We start from the raw sequence: 17042 nt of genomic DNA, 5'->3' as shown, positions 1-17042 counted from the left end.
ACTGAGCCATGGCGCATCGTTCTGACGTGAGATTCAAGTTCGAAGCCGCGGGTCGCGCCTTCGATGTCGTTCGCTTCGAGCTGTCGGAGGGCATCTCGCAGCCGTTCCGCCTGGAACTGGATTTGTCCGGTTTCGACGATACGGTCGATGCCGCTGCGCTGCTGGACACTCAGGCGCGCTTTACCATCGAGCGGGATGGTGTGGTGCACCGGGCGGTGTTCGGGCTTGTGTGTGCGTTCGAGCAGGGCGGGACCGGATTCCATAGAACCCGCTATCGCGCTGTCGTGGAATCCCCGCTTGCACGCCTGGGATTGCGCCACAACAGCCGCATCTTCCAGCGGATCGCTGCGCCGGGAATCCTGGAGACGCTCCTCAAGGAGCATCGCCTCGTTGCGCGTAGCGTGTATGGAGGCAATCACGAACTGCGTGAGTACTGCACCCAGTACCGGCAATCCGACGCCACGTTCTTCCATCAGCTCGCCACCGAGGAAGGCATCGTCCAACCGCAACCCGCCCTTGAACACTCCAGCGGCTTGCCGCACAGCGGCGTTTCTGCTTCCCTCGGCGAAGCCGGCGGCAATGCCACCCAGTTCGAGCCCCGCCGCGCCCAGCCCCATCATTGCTGCGCCCAGTTCCCACCATTCGCGGCTGCCCTTGTCCAGCTTCTCGGACTTGATCTTCGTGTTCCAGGCTTCCAGCGCCGTGAGCAACGCACCCAGGCGCACTTCCGCCATCGGGCCGCGCAGGCCGGCCCTCAGTGCGTCGGTGAAGCTCCGCGCCGCGGCGCGATTGATGCGCGCGGCGGCGCCCCCGCCGAGCGCGCTCCCCCGCTCTTCAAGCCGGAACTGCTGCGCCAGACGGCCGAGGCGCGCAGCCAGGATCGCCGCCAGAGTCCGGTTCGCCAGCGTGTCCGTCAGCGCGGCAGCCCGCGTACGCAGGAGTCGGTTGCCGAGCACGTTGATGAGCAATGCGCTCTCGCCGACCCGAACCGGAGCCACGCCGATATGCACGCTGTTCGCGACTTCATCCACCAGCGCGTGCGCCTTGTCGAAGATGTCGCTAAGCGCCTTGGTCATTTCACGGGTCCGGTCCTCGGTCATGTCCGTGACGAGGTCCCGCTGCGCCAGGATCTTCCCGATCTCGTCCTCGGCGTCCTGCTGGTTCGCCGCGACACAGCGCCAGAACAGGTTCTCCAGCGTGGGCACGGACTCATCCGACCAGTCGTCCAGCAGCTTGCGGCCCGCCGCCGCGCTGTCCATGCCGATCAGCGCCTTGCCCATCTGGCCTTCGAACGCGATGCCGTTGCGCATGTCGGTGCGGTCGTAGACGTTGCACGCCTGCACCAGCTGCGCGCTCCTGCACCACACAGCGTGATCGAACGCGCGAAGCTCCTTCACGGCGTCGGCCGAGTCCATGACGCGCTGGCACCGATCGAGGAACGTCGTCCGTGCCTGGTCGTCCAGTTTGGGCTGGTAGCGTTTCTCCCAGCTTTCCGCTCGAACGCGATCGATTTCCGCCTTTCGCCAGCGTTCCATCTCGGCCGGGTTCCTGAAGCGCTTGACGTTGCCGCTGGACATCAGCACCGCCTGCGCGTTGCCGGCGCTGTACGGAGCCTCATCGAAGGTCGGCGCGATGTTGTTGAAATTCTCGGTGAAGGCCAGTTCGGCCTGCTCGGCTCGCTTCCCCCCGGCACGAAAGCGCCCCATTTGGTCTCGATTCGGTTTATGACGTGATGCTGCCGAACGGCCGCATGTCTTCGAGATCAACAACCTGTTCAAGGCTTTATGTCGGAAGCACCGGCAATGCGTACCAGTTGCCACGTCACATCACGACCGTTCACCTGCGGCATCGGCACGCCGTGCATTACGGTCTGCGGTCCGACGGGAATGTCCAGGCACTCCCATACAGCGGGATATGGGCAGGGCTGGCCGGAGCGGATGCGTACACCCGTCGATGCGCTTGGCGTTGGAGAGCGGGCGCGGGTGGCGGCGTCGGGCCAGTCGCTATCCCGGTCGAAGCGGCCCATCCAGCGCCGGGTGTCTTCGCGATTGAAGCGCACGTTCGGATCGCCGTCCCATTCGCCGAAGCCCAGCAGATCCAGGTCCGGATGCCGGACCGGTTTGAGCAGCGCGTTCAGCATCACCGGCAGCAACGGCACGCCGTTCTCCACCGGATACAGATCGGGCTGTTCACCCAGTTCGATCCATTGGCCGCAACTCAAGTCATCGATGCGGATACGCGGGTGGTCGAGCGCGGCGTGAACTTCCTCTCGGCTCTTGTCGAGCTTTTCGCGCCAGATGTCGGAAAGGAAGAAGGCCCAGGTGGGTGGGCGGATGCCTTTGCGCAGGTCATGCCGATCGGCCATGCCGAAGGGATAATCCGTGTCAAGCCCGTAGAAGTACGGAGCCAGCGCCCGATCCCACACGGTCACTTCCGAGCGCGTTCCGAACTCCAGCGGGTTGGCCATGGCGAATCCGCTATAGACCTGCTCTGGCTTCAGCCGTTCGATGGTCGCATGCACGAAGCGGCGCCATGCGTCACGGTTGTCCAGCCACCATTGCCAGCGATAGTAGAACTGCGCGTAGGAGTAATACAGTTCCTTGTCGCGCTCGAAGAATATTCCGGAAGATCTCCAATAGTATGCGGCCGTGGTTGGAGAGCTACGATGATTCTCCTCGTCGGTAGCCTTGAAGACAAAGGACTCATCGAACTTCGCTTTCCGGGCCCAGGCCCGGCGATCTCCAAGGCGTGTTGAGCCGTAGGGATGAGGCCGTTCCGACCTCGGATGTGTTGCGATTATGTACGGCCTTCCGGCCAGCGTCTCGAAGTCCTCGTGTACATCGATCAATGCGAGTGAGGCTTCCAGATATCGCTCCGGCTCAAAATCGAAATAGAACGTCAGGAACGGGCTTATCGCAAGCTCAAAATCGCCATTGTCATGAGCGACATTCGGCCATTTCTTCAGACCTCCCACCATACCATCGATATCTTCGTCGCTCATGAGTCGTTGCGTGGTGCTCATTTGCTCTTCCTTCGTCCAGGCTTTCTAGAATCATCTTCCTTGGTAGCGTCGGGAGTTGTGCCGGTGCAATCCTCCGGAACGCGCAACAGCGCAACCTTCTTCTGGTGTTTTCCTCCCATGATGGCGTCGTAATCTCGCATTTGCTGATCCCTCACCCAATCCCCCGGAAACTTGATTTCCACCGCCGCGAACACGTTCTCCACAGCGAACGGCCGCTGCCGGTATTCCACGATCACCAGATCCGGTGCGATGCAGCCGCGCGGTCGCGGCCAGAACGGAAAGATCTCGCTGACGCGGTAGGGCTTTGTGTTGATGTTGCTGTCTAGCGCAGGCTTGCCGTTTCCCTTGTAATAATTCGGCTCGGCCTTCAGCGGGCTCTTCCAGTCCAGCATGTTGTCGATGGTCTCGAAGATTAGCGAGGCCGTGGTCTGCTTCAGCGCCACCTCGATCGTGGTTTCCACCACTTCGCCCGGGATCTTCCTGCGTACGCGGCGTGGCATCGATGGGGCCGGCCTGATCGACCCAGCCCAGCCGAGATTCCCAGTCCTCGGTGATGCACTGGTCCTCGCGCATGACGGTCTTGTAGGCCTGCACGCGCTGCGACTTCGGGGTGTCGATCCAGGCCGTTCCGCCCTCCTCGTCCGTCTTCCCTTCGGCCAGCAGGCGGTCGTCTTCGACCACCCTGTAGCCGTAGCCCACGAAGGAGCGGTCGTCGTCCTTGATCATCAGATAGCGTCCACTGAAGGGACCTTTGGGCTCTTCGATCGGAGCATTGACGAATCCGTGGATCGTCAGTGCGTTCCCGCTCCCGGCGGGGTCGTACTCCACCGGCCCCTTCATCTGAATTGCGAAGCCCTCGATGGTCACGCCGGCGTCGTCCAGGGTGATCGACCCTCCCGGCCCATGTATCTCCAGGCGCTCGGCAACGTACAGCTCGTACATGCGTGTGCGCTGGGTGATTCGCTCACCCGCTTCGGTGTCATGCCGCCCTTCGATGCGATGGGTGTAATGTCCACCCGTTGTCACGTTGCGATCCGACGCGGTTCTTTCGATACGGACGTTGCCGACGTCCTCGACCAGGTCCTTGCCGACGGTGACCCAATGTTCCTTCGTGGGACTGCCTGATGCATTCCCACTCTGGTACACGGTGCGCGCGTGCTGCGCCCGCTGGGCAAAACAGGACGGAAGCGGCACGTCGGCGCTGCGCAGAGCGCTGGATCAGATCCGGTGGAACGGCCCTTATGAGCACGTCAACAAGGCACGCTGGGATGAACGCGACCTCCAGCGACTGCACCGCAAGGCGATCGAACCAGGCGGCGTGTGTCTCACCAACGAAGTCCTGCGGAGAAAGAGCAACTATCGCTTCCGCTGCCGCGAGGGGCGCCCAGAACGTCCTCACCAGGGGATGCTGGTGTCCGGTTTGCAGCCTCGAGAACCGACGGCATGGCATCGGTGCCATGCGGGAGCTGGCCGCATCGCGAGGCGGGCGCTGCCTGTCGGACGTATACCTGCGCGAACACGACAAGCAGGCATGGCAGTGCGGGCGAGGGCACGTATGGCGGGCGAGGGCGATCGGCGTGCTGAGCGGCTCATGGTGCCCGAGCTGCGCGATACTGGACCGCACGTTCGATCCGAAGCGTCGCCGGCGCTACGAGGCTCCCCGCTCGTGTGAACGCAGCGACTGAGCGCTGAGGCGGACGGCATCCCTTTGCCGTCGCTGATTTGTCGCCCGCTTGTGCGCGCGGCGCCCGATGGCGGGGTTCCGCCGCGCCGCTGCTGTCCGCGTTGGAGCCGGCAGTCCGTCCTTGGGCGTTGGCCGGTTCCGGCCTTCATCTCCAAGTCGTGACGCCGATCCGGAAAAGGCACGTGCGCGGGCGGCGAAGTTGGCCAGAATGCAAGCCACGTGCCGGCGCTTCCGCGGAGGTCATGAACGTCCTTTACCGCTTCGACGACTGCGTCCTCGACATCGCCAGACGGGAACTGCGGCGCAACGACGAAGTCGTGGCGCTGCCGGGCAAGGTGTTCGAGTGCCTGCGTCACCTCATCGAGCATCGCGACCGCGCCGTCGGCCGCGACGAGCTGGGACACGCCGCGTTCGGCCGCATCGACGTCACCGACGCGCATCTGGGGCAGGTGATCCTCCGCGCGCGGCGCGCCGTCGGCGACGACGGCCACGAGCAGCGCCTGATCCGCACGATCCCGCGTTACGGCTTCCGCTGGACCGCGCCGACCGAAGTGCGCAGCGCGCCGCTGCTTGGCGACGATGCCGCGCCGGTCGGCAGCCCGCACGCCGAGCCGGCGCATGTCGAACGCGACGCCGCCAACGATCCGCCTGATCCTACGGCGCACGCGTTGCCGGCAGCGCCTGCCATCGCGTCGATCGCCGATTCGATGTGCGCCGGCGCGGACACGATCGCGATGTCCGCCCCCCCGGCGAACACACCACGCCGCGCCTTTCGCACGCGCCCACGGCTGTGGTGGGCCGTGCCGCTGTCGGCGGCGCTCGCCATCGGCGGCGCGGGCGTGGTGGTCACGCGCGGCACCGCGCCGGCAACCGCGTCCGCCCTGTCGCGCGCGCCGTCCTCGGCGCTGGTGATGCCCGTGGACGTGCGCGGGCCGGAAGACGCGGCCTGGGCGCGACTCGGGTTGATGGCCTTCGTCGCCGAACGCCTGCGTCGCGGCGGCCTCACCGTGGTGCCGAACGAAAGCACGCTCGGCCTGCTCGGCCGCGCGGGCCCCGCGCCGCCGGACGCGCACTGGCTGCGGCAGGCCGCGAACGTGGACCTCGTGGTGGACGGCCACATCGTGCGCGATGGCGGCAACTGGCGGTTGTCGGTCGGCGCCGTCGACGGCCACGGCATCCGCCGGCACGGCGAGGCGCGCGACGCCGATCTGCTGCGCGCCGCGCGCATCGCCAGCGACCGCCTGCTCGCCGCGCTGGGCCGCCACGCGCCGGTCACCGGCGAGGCCGACCTCGACCTCGCCGAACGCACGCAGCGCGCCGAGGCCGCGCGTCTGGCCAACGAACTCGCCACCGCGCGCGACATCCTGCTGTCGGCGCCGCCCGCGCAGCGCGAAAGCCCGCGCCTGCGCTACGAGTTGGCGCAGGTCTACACGCGCGCGGGCGACTTCGCCGGCGCGATGGCGCTGCTCACGCCGCTGCTCGCCGACGCATCGGTGGACGCCGATCCGGCCTTCGTCGCCCGCGTGCTCGTCGCCCGCGGGCAGGTGCGCATGCGGCAGGCGCAGATCGGCGAGGCGATGCGCGACTTCGACGCCGCCGTGCACCTGCTCGATCCGGATCGCCACCACGCCGAACTCGGCCGCGCGCTGACCTATCGTGGCGTCACCCGCAGCGGCCTGCGCGAGTTCGACGCGGCGCTCGCCGACCTCGGCCAGGCGCGCATCCACCTGCTGCGCGCGCACGACGCGCTCGCCGTCGCCCGCGTGGACGCGAACCTGGGCGTGCTCGAACTCAACCGCGGCCGGCCCGCGTACGCCATCGACTACCTGCGCAAGGCGGCGGCGGTGTTCGAGTCCTACGGGGCGGTGCAGGAATTGCTGATCACCCGCTCGCACGTGCTGCAGGTGCACCTGATGCAACTGCAGTACGACCAGGCATGGGCCGCGAGCGAGCGCGACTGGGCGATGCGCGACCGCGTGCGCGATCCGGGCCAGCGGCTGTCGCTCGCGCTGGACCGCGCCGAGATCCTCATCCGCCAGGGGCAGTTCCAGCGCGCGCGGATGCTGCTGGACGATCCCGCGCTCGCCGACGCCGGCGCGCTCGTCAACGAACGCCGCCGCGCCTGGGTGAACATCGAACTGGCCTGGCGCCGGGGCGACGCCCGCGATGCCTTGCGGCGGGCCGACGCGATCCTCCTGGGCTGGTCCGAGGAAAGCTGGGACAACACGCGCGCCTGGGTGCTGCTCCGACGCCAGCAGGCCGCGCTGGCGCTGGGCGCCACGCCGCTGGCGATGCCGCCGACGACCCTCGATGCCAGCGCCGAGGCCGGCATCGACCGCGGCAGCGCCGTGCCCGAATGGCTCGCCCGGGCGATCGCACTGCGTGCCGCCGGCGACGTGGCCGGTGCCGACGCGCTCTACGCGCGGGCGCTGTCGCTGGCCGAGCGGCGCGGCATTCCGTCGGAAATCGCCGACGCCGTGTCGGCCTACACGCCGTGGCTGATCGCGCGCGGCCGTCTGGCGGTGGCCGGATCGCTGGTCGGGCGCGTCGGCCTGTGGGCCGATCGCGACTACGAATGCGCGCTTCTGCAGGCGCAGCTGTACCACGCGCTCGGCCATCGCGACCTGTGGCTGTCGGCGCTGGAGACCGCCCGGCACATGGCCGGCGAGCGTTCGATCCCCGCCGCACTGACCGCGATCCCGCGCCCGCGGGTGGTCGAAATGCCGGACGACCTGGCCGTAACCCACGGAAACACAAGGCGAAAATAAAACTGTAACGAAACGGTTGCGCGGTTGGAGTGCGGCCCGGCGAGGGGCGTGTGAAGGATCTGGCGATCCATCCACCCCTGGAGTTGGTACGCATGAAGAGAGTGCAGTTGACCGTCGCCGTGCTCGCCGTCCTGGCCTGCGCCGGCGTCGCGCAGGCGGCGTCGCCCGGGAAGGCAGAGGCCGCCGAGCAGCGTCGTGGGGTCGGGATCGGGAACCCGGGACCCGGGACCCGTGAACAAGGCCAGACCGAAGCCGATGTCTGGGCGACCACGCGGGTCCCCGGTCCCTGGTCACCGGTCCCGGCGTCAGGCCTCCGTTCCATCCTCGACGACATCGCCGGCACGCTGAGCTACTTCCGCGCCACCGGCGACGGCAGCGACAGCGCGCAGGCCACCGGCGGACGGTCCGTCGCCGCCGGTTCGGGCAGCCGCGCCGAAGGCCAGCTCTCGTCCGCGTACGGCGCGGGCAGCCGGGCGGCCGCTTATGGAAGCCTCGCCGCGGGCGCGAACGCGCGCTCCATCGGCGAATACGCCACCGCCGTCGGCAACGACGCGCAGGCGCAGCGGTTGGGCTCGACCGCGGTCGGCGCCGGCGCGCGGGCCGACGGCGATTCGTCCGTGGCGATCGGCGGCCAGTACAACTCCTTCCTCGGCTGGATCCGCACCACCGCGGCCGGCACGCATGCGGTCGCCCTCGGCGCGGGCGCGCGGGCCGATGCCGATTTCTCCGCGGCGCTGGGTCCCAACGCCGTCGCGAGCGGCGAGTTCGCTGCCGCCGTCGGCCCGGGCAGCCATGCCGCCGGCGCGCAGAGCAACGCGATCGGCCTCAACAGCGAGGCGCTCGCCGAAGGCGCGCTGGCGGCCGGCGCGAACAGCGTCGCGAGCGGCGTCATCGGCACCGCGCTCGGCTTCAACGCCGGCAGCGACGGCGAAGGCGCCCTCGCCGCCGGCGCGTACGCCGACGCTTCGGGAGTCGGCGCGGCTGCGATGGGTGCCGGCAGCGACGCGCAGGGCGCGTTCGCCACCGCTGCGGGTGCGAACAGCGTTGCCGGGGGCGAGCGCACGACCGCGCTCGGCGGCACCGCCCGCGCGGACGCCATCGACGCGACCGCCGCCGGCTACGCCAGCCACGCCGGCGGCGACGGCAGCGCGGCGTTCGGTGCGCGCAGCCTCGCGACGGGTTCCTCCAGCCTCGCGCTGGGCGCCGACGCCTCGGCCGAAGGCGAGTACGCCAGCGCCGTGGGTTCGTCGGCAATGGCGCGCGAGATCGCCAGCACCGCGATCGGCAGCGGCGCGTTCGCCCTGGCGCAGTACACGACGGCGAGCGGCTTCAACGCGACCGCCAGCGGCGAGTACGCCACCGCGTACGGCGCCGGCAGCGAAGCGGCGGGCGTCGGTTCCACCGCGATCGGCGGCTACGCCTACATCTTCAACGGCCACACCGGCGAGCGCGAACTGCTGCCGACGCTCGCCGCCGGGCCGGAAAGCGCGGCCTTCGGCGCCGGCGCTCAGGCCTTGCAGTACGGCGCCATCGCGGTTGGCTCGACCGCCTATGCCGGCGGCGAAATGGCCGTGTCGGTGGGCGGCAGTGCGGTGGGCGACAGCGCCGTCGCGGTCGGTCGCAACGCGTATGCGCAGTTCTACGGAACCGCCGTGGGCAAGGGCGCGGCGGCGGCGGACCAGTCGGTCGCGCTGGGCGCGGGCTCGGTCGCCAGCGGCGTCAATGCGATCTCCATCGGCGGCGGCTTCGCGGAAGGCCGCGACAGCATGGCGCTGGGCACCCTGTCCTCGGCGCAGGGCGCGAACAGCATCGCGATCGGCGACGGCGCCATGGCGCTGGCCGACGACAGCATCGTGCTGGGCATGAACTCCGACACCACGCGCGCCGGCGTGCTGTCGGTGGGCTCGGAAATGCTCGGCACGCAGCGCCAGATCGTCAACGTCGCCGCCGGCACGCAGGCGCACGACGCGGTGAACCTCGCGCAGCTCGAAGCGGTCGCCGAGGAATCCACCCGTTACTTCAAGGCCAACGGCGCACGCGACGACAGCGACGACGCGCTCGCCGACGGCGATTACGCCACCGCCGTCGGTTCGGCCGCGAGCGCGTTCGCCCTCGGTGCCACCGCGCTGGGCAGCGGGGCGATGGCGCTCGGCGAACAGGCCACCGCCGGCGGCTATGGCAGCACCGCGGCGGGCCTCTGGAGCACCGCCTACGGCACCGGCAGCCAGGCGCTGGGCGACAGCGCCACCGCCATCGGCGGGCAGATGGAAGTGGTGAACGGCACCACGTGGGAACACGAGATCTGGTCCACCGTCGCCTCGGGCAAGGAAAGCACCGCCGTCGGCGTCGCCGCGCGCGCGACCGAATACGCCGCGACCGCCATCGGCATGACCTCCGAAGCCGCCGCCGACGGCGCCGTCGCGGTCGGTGCGGCGAGCACCGCGCGCGGCGATCGCAGCATCGCCATCGGCAGCCAGGCGCGCGCGTACGAAACGCTGGGCGTGACGATCGGCGCGAGCGCGAAGACGATGGGCGAACGCAGTGTCGCGATCGGCGCGAACGCCACCGCGTACGACGAAGCCAACACCGCCGTCGGCCAGTTCGCCGGCACCGCGGGCCTGGACAGCAGCGCGTTCGGGCGCTGGTCGAAGGCGCGCGAGCGTGCGAGCACCGCACTCGGCGCGATGAGCGATGCGACGGCCGAAGGAAGCGTCGCCCTTGGTGCGTACTCGCATGCCGATCGTGCGAACACCGTCTCGGTGGGCAGCGCGGTGGAGATGCTCGACAGCGATTTCCAGACCATCGCGCCGTTCCAGCGGCAGATCGTCAACGTCGCCGCCGGCACCGGGGACTACGACGCCGTCAACGTCGCCCAGTTGCGTGACGCCACGGAGGAGGCGCAGCAGACCGCACGCCACTTCCGCGCCAACGGACTGGAGGAAGGCGGCGACGAGGCGCAGGCCAGCGGCGCGCTCGCCACCGCGAGCGGCAGCAGCAGCGTCGCTAGCGGCCTGTACGCGACCGCGAACGGCGCCGGCAGCACGGCCAGCGGTGACAACGCCACCGCGCTGGGCGCCCACGCCAGCGCCGAAGCCGCGTACGCCACCGCCGCGGGCGAATCCAGCCGCGCGGCGGGCGAGGGCAGCAGCGCGCTGGGTTCGGGCAGCGTCGCGCAGGGTGCGAACAGCGTGGCCGCGGGGCATTACGCGCGTTCGAACGGCGCCAATGCCATCGCGCTCGGCAGCGAGGCGTCCGCCAACGGCAACGGCGCGGCGGCGATCGGCCAACGCGCGAACGCCATCGCCGGCAACAGCGTTGCGCTCGGCAGCCAGTCGATCGCCGATCGCGCCAACACCGTGTCGGTCGGACGCGCCGGCAGCGAACGCCAGATCGCCAACGTCGCCGCCGGCACGCGCGACACCGATGCGGTGAATCTCGCGCAGCTGCGCGCGCTGGGCAGCGAGTCGTTCGCCACCACGCAGGCGGTCGCGAACGCGCTCGGCGGCGGCGCGACGTTCGGCGCCAACGGGCAGTTCATCGCGCCGAGCTTCAACGTGATGGGCTCGTCGTTCGGCAATGTCGCCGACGCACTCGGCGCGCTCGACGACGGCATCGCCGCGCTGGATGCACGCGTGGACGGACTGGAAGCAGGCAGCGCATCGCCGGAATCGAGCGCACGCACGCTGCGCGCGAACGCGACGGCGGCGACGCTCGAAGAGACCCCGGATGCGAAGCAGGCCGTGCAGGGCACGCCGACGGCGTCGCGCGAACGCGTCGCCGCCGCCACGTCCGACGCCGATGCCAGCGCGCGCGAGGTGCAGGCCGCCAATGCGAAGACGCTGACGGATGCGAAGGCCTACGCCGACGCGCGCGTGCAGGAAGCCCTCGCCGTGCCGATGGCCGCCGTCGACGACCTGCGCGCCGAAGTCGGCGAACGCTTCCACGAGCAGGAACGCCGCATCGACCGCATGGGCGCGATGAACGCCGCGATGGTGAACATGGCGACCAGCGCCGCGGGCGTGCGCACGGCGAACCGCATCGGCGTCGGCGCCGGCTATTCCGGCGGCGAATCGGCGCTGTCGGTCGGCTACCAGCGCTCGTTCGACGACAAGGCCACGCTGACCTTCGGCGGCGCCTTCAGCAGCGACGAAAGCTCGGTCGGCGTCGGTCTCGGCTTCGGCTGGTGACGCACGGCGGTTTCCCGACCGGGCGCGCATTTTCGTGGATCCACCACCGCCCGGCCTTTTTCTTCCTCCAGGAGGTTCGAACGATGCATCCCCGTTTCCGTGTCACGCTCCGCCCGCTCGCGGCGTTCGTCGCGCTCGCGCTGGCCGCGCCGTTCGCGCATGCCGACGGCGACGACGGCCGCCACGACCGGCTGATCGTGCGCTATCGCGACGACACCGCCGCGCGTTTCGACGCACGATCGCACGCGCAGCCGCTGCACGATGCGATCCGTCGCGCCGGTCTGTCCAACGCGCGCAGCGCGGCACCACTGAGCGCGCGCACGCTGCGTCGCACGGCCGGCGGCGCCGAAGTGGTGAAGCTCTCGCGCCGGCTCGATCGCGTCGAAACCGCGGCGCTGCTGCGCAGCCTGCAGGCCGATCCGTCGGTCGCGCATGCCGAAGTCGACGACGTGCTGCGCCACACCGGCGTGGAGCGCCGCAGCGTCGCGCTTGCGTCGCCTCGCATGGCCGTGCGGGCCACGCCGGACGACCCGTACTACGCGCAATACCAGTGGCATTTCCACAATCCCACCGGCGGCATCCGCGCGCCGGCCGCGTGGGACGCGGCCACCGGCGAGGGCGTCGTCGTCGCGGTGCTCGACACCGGCATCACCGCGCACAGCGACCTCGACGACAACGTGCTGGAAGGCTACGACTTCATCACCGACGCCTTCATCTCGCGCCGCGACAGCGACGAACGCGCTCCCGGCGCGCACGACCTGGGCGACTGGAACGACGACGCGTCGCAATGCCCCGTCTCCGACAGCAGCTGGCACGGCACGCACGTGGCCGGCACGGTTGCCGAGAAGACCGGCAACGGCGTCGGCATGGCCGGCGTGGCGCACGGCGCGAAGGTGCTGCCGGTGCGCGTGCTCGGCCGTTGCGGCGGGTACGAGTCGGACATCGCCGATGCGATCGTGTGGGCGTCCGGCGGCCATGTGGACGGCGTCCCCGACAACACCACGCCCGCCGAAGTGATCAACCTCAGCCTCGGCGGCGCGGGCGTGTGCGACGCGCAGTCGCCGATGCAACTGGCGATCAACGACGCGATCTCGCGCGGTACCACCGTCGTGGTCGCGGCGGGCAACGACAACGCGAACGCGGCGAACTTCACGCCGGCCAGCTGCACCGGTTCGATCACGGTCGGTGCCACGCGCATCACCGGCGCTCGCGCGTCGTATTCGAACTTCGGCGCGCGCATCGACCTGGCAGCGCCCGGCGGTGGCGGCGCGGTGGACGGCAACCCCGGCGGCTACATCTGGCAGGCGTGGCACGACAGCCCCACCGCACCGGTGGAGGGCGCGGAAACCTACGTCGGCTACACCGGCACGTCGATGGCGGCGCCGCACGTCGCGGGCGCGGTCGCGCTGCTGCAGAGCGTCGCCGAAACGCCGCTCACGCCGGCGCAGGTGAGGACGCTGCTGGTCGACACCGTGCGCGCGTTCCCCGCCGGCATGCCGTCGGCGACGCCGCTGGGCGCGGGCATCCTCGATGCGGCGGCAGCGATCGAGCAGGTCGCCCATCCCTGCGAAGGCGACGACTGCGGCCCGCCGGACGCGGCGCCGATCAGCAACGGCGTCCCGATCACCGGCCTCGGCGGTGCGGCGGGCGAGGGCGTCCTTCTGGCACTGACCGTGCCGGCCGGGGCGAGCGGCCTGAGCATCCTGTCGTACGGCGGCATGGGCGACGTCACGCTGCTCGCCAGCTTCGAGGAGGAACCGACGCTGGAGAACGCCGATTTCCGCTCCGCCCGCCCGGGCAACAATGAAACCCTGCGCATCCCGACGCCGCAGGCGGGCGTGTACTACATCAAGGTGGTGGGATCGAAGACGTTCAGCGGCGTGAGCGTGCTGGCGAAGCACCAGTAAACGCGAGCGAACCCTCACCACGAATGCGGCTCCTGTAGGCTCCTGTAGCCCGGGCAAGCGAAGCGCACCCGGGGCGCTTCGCCCCCGCCCCCGCGAATGCGGGGGGGGGCGTTTGCGCGCCAATGGCGCGTATCCCGCCGCCGTCACCCCGGGTGCGGCCTTCGGCCTTGCCCGGGCTACAAACGCTCGCTGCGGACGACGCTTCGGCTCAGGCGAAAGTCGCCCCCAAACCGGTGGTGCACGGCCGTCGCCGCGACCGTCGCGTGCCCGGCCGCGACGAATGCGGCTCCTGTAGCCCGGTAAGCGAAGCGCACCCGGGGCGTTTCGCCCCCGCCCCCGCGAATGCAGGGGGATGTTTGCGCGCCAATGGCGCGCACCCCGCCGCCGTCACCCCGGGTGCGGCCTTCGGCCTTGCCCGGGCTACAAACGCCCGCTGCGGACGACGCTTCGGCTCAGGCGAAATTCGCCCCCAACCGGTTGTGCACGTCCGTCGCCGCGATCGCCGCATGCCCCGTCGCGACGGAAATCTGGTTCAGCGCGCTCACCACGTCGCCGATGGCGTACAGGCCTTCGATCGAGGTCATCTGGTGCGCATCGACGATCAGCGCGCCTTCCTCGTCGCAGTCGGCTCCGGCGCCCACCGCGAGCGACGAGCGCGAGATCAGCCCCAGCGTCGGATACAGCACGTCGAACGCACGCGCGCGGCCGTCGAATTCGAACACGCAGCGCTGTCCGTCGAACGACAGCGACGAAGGCACCGGCGTCAGCTCGACGCCATCGCGCGCCAGCCCGGCGCGGATGTTGTCGTCGATGCCGTCCGTGGTCGAAGGCACCAGCGCCACGTTCGACGAATACGTACGCAGGAAGCGTGCGTGCGACGCCGACTTGTCGGCCGGGCCGTGCACGGCGATGGTCGTGTCGATGGCCTCGAACGCGTCGCAGATCGGGCACATGCGGATCGCGCCGCAGTCGATCGCCTGGTCCAGCCCGTCGACGTCCGGTGCCACGTCCTCGCACCCGGTGGCGAGGATGACGCAGCGCGCACGCAGCTCGTCGTCGCCATGGCGGATGAGGAAGCCGTCGCCGTCGCGATGCAGCGCCGTGACTTCGGCGGCGATGGTGTCCACGCCGAATTTGCGCGCCTGGTCGCGCATGCGTTGCAGCAGTTCGTCGCCGCCGACGCCCTGCGGGAAGCCGGGGCAGTTGCGGCTGCGCGGGATCCAGCCCGCGCGCGTGAGGCCGTTGTCGAACACGCGGACGCGGCGGCGATAGCGCGCCAGGTACGTCGCCGCGGTCAGTCCGCCGGGTCCGCCGCCGACCACGATGCAGTCCAGCACGTCGCTCATGCGCGTCTCCGTTTCGTCGCCGTGGCGTCGCCGAGCAGTGCCTGCAAACGCGCCGCGTCCGTCACCGCATGCCCGTGCGCAGTGTTGTCGAAGATCGCCCAGCGCGTGCCGCGTCCTGCGCGCAACGCGTCGGCCAGCGTGCGCAGCGCGGCGTCGTCGTAGGCGCTGTAGTAGACACGCGGGGCACCGTGCCAGCGCCAGTAGCGCAGGCGCGCATCGCCGCCGGGTTGGCGTGATGCACCGTCGGGAACCGGCGGATCAGCCGCCACGCGCGCGATGCCGTGCCGCTGCCACAGCGCGTCCGCGCGGGGCGTGAACCACGACGCATGGCGCGCCTCGCACGCGATGCCGACGTCGAAACGCCGCCGCAGCATCGCGAAGAACGTCGTCGCGATGCGTGCATCGAACACCAGGCTCGGCGGCAGCTGCACGAGCAGGACGGCGAGCTTGCGGCCGAGGCCGTCGACTTCGCCGGCGAAGCGGTCGAGTTCGCGCGCGACGCCGCGCAGCCGTGCGTCGTGGGTGATCGTGCGCGGCAGCTTCACCCCGAAGCGGAAGCCGGCCGGCACGGTTGCCGCCCAGCGCGCATAGGTCTGGCGCCGGTGCGGGCGGTGGAAGGAGGAGTTGATCTCCACCGCGTTGAAGCGCGTGGCGTAGCGGGCGAGCATCGAATCACCCGCGCCGAACAGCGACCGGGAAGCCGCCGGCAGCGACCAGCCGGCGCAACCGATGTAGACGTTGCGGGATGCCGCACGCATGGAGGTCCGCCGCGATGCACATGCGGCCATCGCACCATCGGACGCGTCGAGGCGGTGTCAGGGCGCGCGGCGGCGTGCGTTCGCGCCGCGTGCGGCGGGGCGGCGGGGCTCGAGGCGACGATCGACGTCGTCCAGTGCGCGGCGCAGGCGGGCGGTGGCGTCGTTGTCGCGCGGCGGCGGGGCGAGGCCGTCGAGCAGCGTGCGCGCCTCGTCGTTCACCACCTCCATGCGCAGGGCCAGCCCGTTGGCTTCGAGCACGGGCGCCAGTTCGTCCGCGCGGCGGCGCAGGTCGGCCATGGTGTTGCGCCAGGCGATCTCGCAGATGCGCTGGCGGGCCGAGAAACTGAAGGCGTTGGTGAAGAACAGCTCGGCGTCGCCGGCGTTGGGTTCGAAGATCAGCTGGTCGGTGTCGGGATACTGCTGCGCGTAACGCGCCAGCCCGACCTGCATGCGCGATTGCAGCAGCGTGCGGAAGGTCTGCGAGAGCACCGCCGGCAGGCCGCCGGCGGCGAGGCTGCGGTCGTGGCTCACCGGCCGGCCGCTTTCGTCGTGGGTGAAGGGCACCAGCGGATTCAGGCCGATCATCAGGTCGACCCCGCGATCGAGCAGCACCGAGGCGTGCATCGTCCGCCGCAGCGCGCCGTCGACGAAGTGCCGGCCGCCGATCTCCACCGGCGGATACAGGCCGGGCAGGGCGGCGCTGGCCTGCACGGCGACGGAGATCGGCACCTCGTCCCAGCCGGGCGTGCCGAATTTCACCGCCTCGCCGCTGTCCAGGTCCACCGCGACCACGCACAGCTGCGTGTCGAGTTCGCGGAAATCGTTGCTGCGGCCGCGGCGCGAGAACACGTCCTGCAGGAACAGCTCGACGCGGCGGTTGTCGAACAGTCCGGTCGGCACCAGCGCGCCGAAGTGCATCAGCAGGTCCGACCAGCGCGCCTCGTTGCGCGAGAACAGCAGCTCCTGCCACCACTGCGCCGCCAGCCGGGGCAGCCGGACGGCGCGGCGCAGGTATTCGAAGATCGCCGGGCGCAGGAAGGTTTCCGGGCGGAACTGCACGTCGGTGCTGTCGCCGGTGATGAAGATGCGGCACATCTGCGCGGTGTCGATGCGGTTGGCGAGCCCGGCGGCGAGGAACGCGCCGCTGCTCACGCCGACGTAGCCGTCCAGGCGGGTGAGGTCCAGGCCGTCGATGGCCTCGTCCAGGGCGCGCAGGGCGCCGAGCTCGTACATCCCGCCGATGGGCCCGCCGCCGGCGATCGCCAGGCCGATGCGGGCCGGGCGGCCGGTGCGCGCGCGTTGCCGGGCCGGGTGGAGTGACAGCATGCGGGCGAGAGCGTCGGAGGTCGGCCGAGTGTAGCCGTCCGCCG

At 70.3% G+C, this 17042-nt stretch carries 9 protein-coding genes; 4 read left to right on the top strand and 5 right to left on the bottom strand.

Annotated features, from left to right (window positions below):
• The first annotated feature begins 8 nt into the window (after positions 1-8).
• Complete coding sequence (locus I4U41_RS18650) at positions 9-1733, top strand: contractile injection system protein, VgrG/Pvc8 family (RefSeq protein ID WP_206860803.1); 1725 nt, start codon at positions 9-11, stop codon at positions 1731-1733.
• Positions 1734-1774: 41 nt separating this feature from the next.
• On the opposite strand, the gene I4U41_RS08975 is transcribed toward I4U41_RS18650, so the two are convergent.
• Positions 1775-3022, bottom strand: coding sequence for a type VI immunity family protein (locus I4U41_RS08975; RefSeq protein WP_206860802.1), 1248 nt, complete (start codon positions 3020-3022; stop codon positions 1775-1777).
• Positions 3019-3414, bottom strand: coding sequence for a VRR-NUC domain-containing protein (locus I4U41_RS18645; RefSeq protein ID WP_425492571.1), 396 nt, complete (start codon positions 3412-3414; stop codon positions 3019-3021). Before I4U41_RS18645 ends, I4U41_RS08975 begins: the two co-directional genes overlap by 4 nt.
• A gap of 1534 nt (positions 3415-4948) precedes the next feature.
• Between I4U41_RS18645 and I4U41_RS08965 the strand changes: the two genes are divergently transcribed.
• The 3 genes from I4U41_RS08965 to I4U41_RS08955 all read left to right on the top strand — a co-directional run bounded on the left by I4U41_RS08965 (position 4949) and on the right by I4U41_RS08955 (position 13568).
• Positions 4949-7474: a transcriptional regulator gene (locus I4U41_RS08965; RefSeq protein WP_206860800.1), complete on the top strand. Its 2526-nt coding sequence runs from the start codon at positions 4949-4951 to the stop codon at positions 7472-7474.
• A gap of 92 nt (positions 7475-7566) precedes the next feature.
• Complete coding sequence (locus I4U41_RS08960) at positions 7567-11661, top strand: YadA-like family protein (RefSeq protein ID WP_206860799.1); 4095 nt, start codon at positions 7567-7569, stop codon at positions 11659-11661.
• Positions 11662-11744: 83 nt separating this feature from the next.
• Positions 11745-13568: a S8 family peptidase gene (locus tag I4U41_RS08955; protein ID WP_206860798.1), complete on the top strand. Its 1824-nt coding sequence runs from the start codon at positions 11745-11747 to the stop codon at positions 13566-13568.
• 452 nt (positions 13569-14020) lie between these two features.
• On the opposite strand, the gene I4U41_RS08950 is transcribed toward I4U41_RS08955, so the two are convergent.
• Genes I4U41_RS08950 through I4U41_RS08940 form a run of 3 tightly spaced genes read right to left on the bottom strand, consistent with a single transcriptional unit; the run spans position 14021 to position 16998 of the window.
• The gene (locus tag I4U41_RS08950; protein WP_206860797.1) at positions 14021-14914 is read right to left on the bottom strand and encodes an NAD(P)/FAD-dependent oxidoreductase; all 894 of its coding nucleotides are present in this window, start codon (positions 14912-14914) and stop codon (positions 14021-14023) included.
• Entirely contained in the window at positions 14911-15672 is a 762-nt protein-coding gene (locus tag I4U41_RS08945) for a DUF72 domain-containing protein (RefSeq protein WP_206860796.1), read from the bottom strand. The genes I4U41_RS08950 and I4U41_RS08945 overlap by 4 nt, the downstream gene beginning before the upstream one ends.
• 57 nt (positions 15673-15729) lie before the next feature.
• On the bottom strand, positions 15730-16998 hold the full coding sequence (locus tag I4U41_RS08940; protein WP_206860795.1) for a patatin-like phospholipase family protein: 1269 nt from the start codon (positions 16996-16998) through the stop codon (positions 15730-15732).
• Between the last annotated feature and the right edge of the window lie 44 nt (positions 16999-17042).

The organism is Lysobacter changpingensis, assembly GCF_017308985.1.
Taxonomy (GTDB): domain Bacteria; phylum Pseudomonadota; class Gammaproteobacteria; order Xanthomonadales; family Xanthomonadaceae; genus Lysobacter_J; species Lysobacter_J changpingensis.
This window is presented reverse-complemented; position numbering and strand designations above follow the sequence as displayed.

Coding starts and splice junctions, on each gene's coding strand:
- I4U41_RS08975 (WP_206860802.1), bottom strand. CDS start 3,022: ATGAGCACCACGCAACGACTCATGAGCGACGAAGATATCGATGGTATG.
- I4U41_RS08945 (WP_206860796.1), bottom strand. CDS start 15,672: ATGCGTGCGGCATCCCGCAACGTCTACATCGGTTGCGCCGGCTGGTCG.
- I4U41_RS08955 (WP_206860798.1), top strand. CDS start 11,745: ATGCATCCCCGTTTCCGTGTCACGCTCCGCCCGCTCGCGGCGTTCGTC.
- I4U41_RS08950 (WP_206860797.1), bottom strand. CDS start 14,914: ATGAGCGACGTGCTGGACTGCATCGTGGTCGGCGGCGGACCCGGCGGA.
- I4U41_RS08940 (WP_206860795.1), bottom strand. CDS start 16,998: ATGCTGTCACTCCACCCGGCCCGGCAACGCGCGCGCACCGGCCGCCCG.
- I4U41_RS08965 (WP_206860800.1), top strand. CDS start 4,949: ATGAACGTCCTTTACCGCTTCGACGACTGCGTCCTCGACATCGCCAGA.
- I4U41_RS18650 (WP_206860803.1), top strand. CDS start 9: ATGGCGCATCGTTCTGACGTGAGATTCAAGTTCGAAGCCGCGGGTCGC.
- I4U41_RS18645 (WP_425492571.1), bottom strand. CDS start 3,414: ATGCTGGACTGGAAGAGCCCGCTGAAGGCCGAGCCGAATTATTACAAG.
- I4U41_RS08960 (WP_206860799.1), top strand. CDS start 7,567: ATGAAGAGAGTGCAGTTGACCGTCGCCGTGCTCGCCGTCCTGGCCTGC.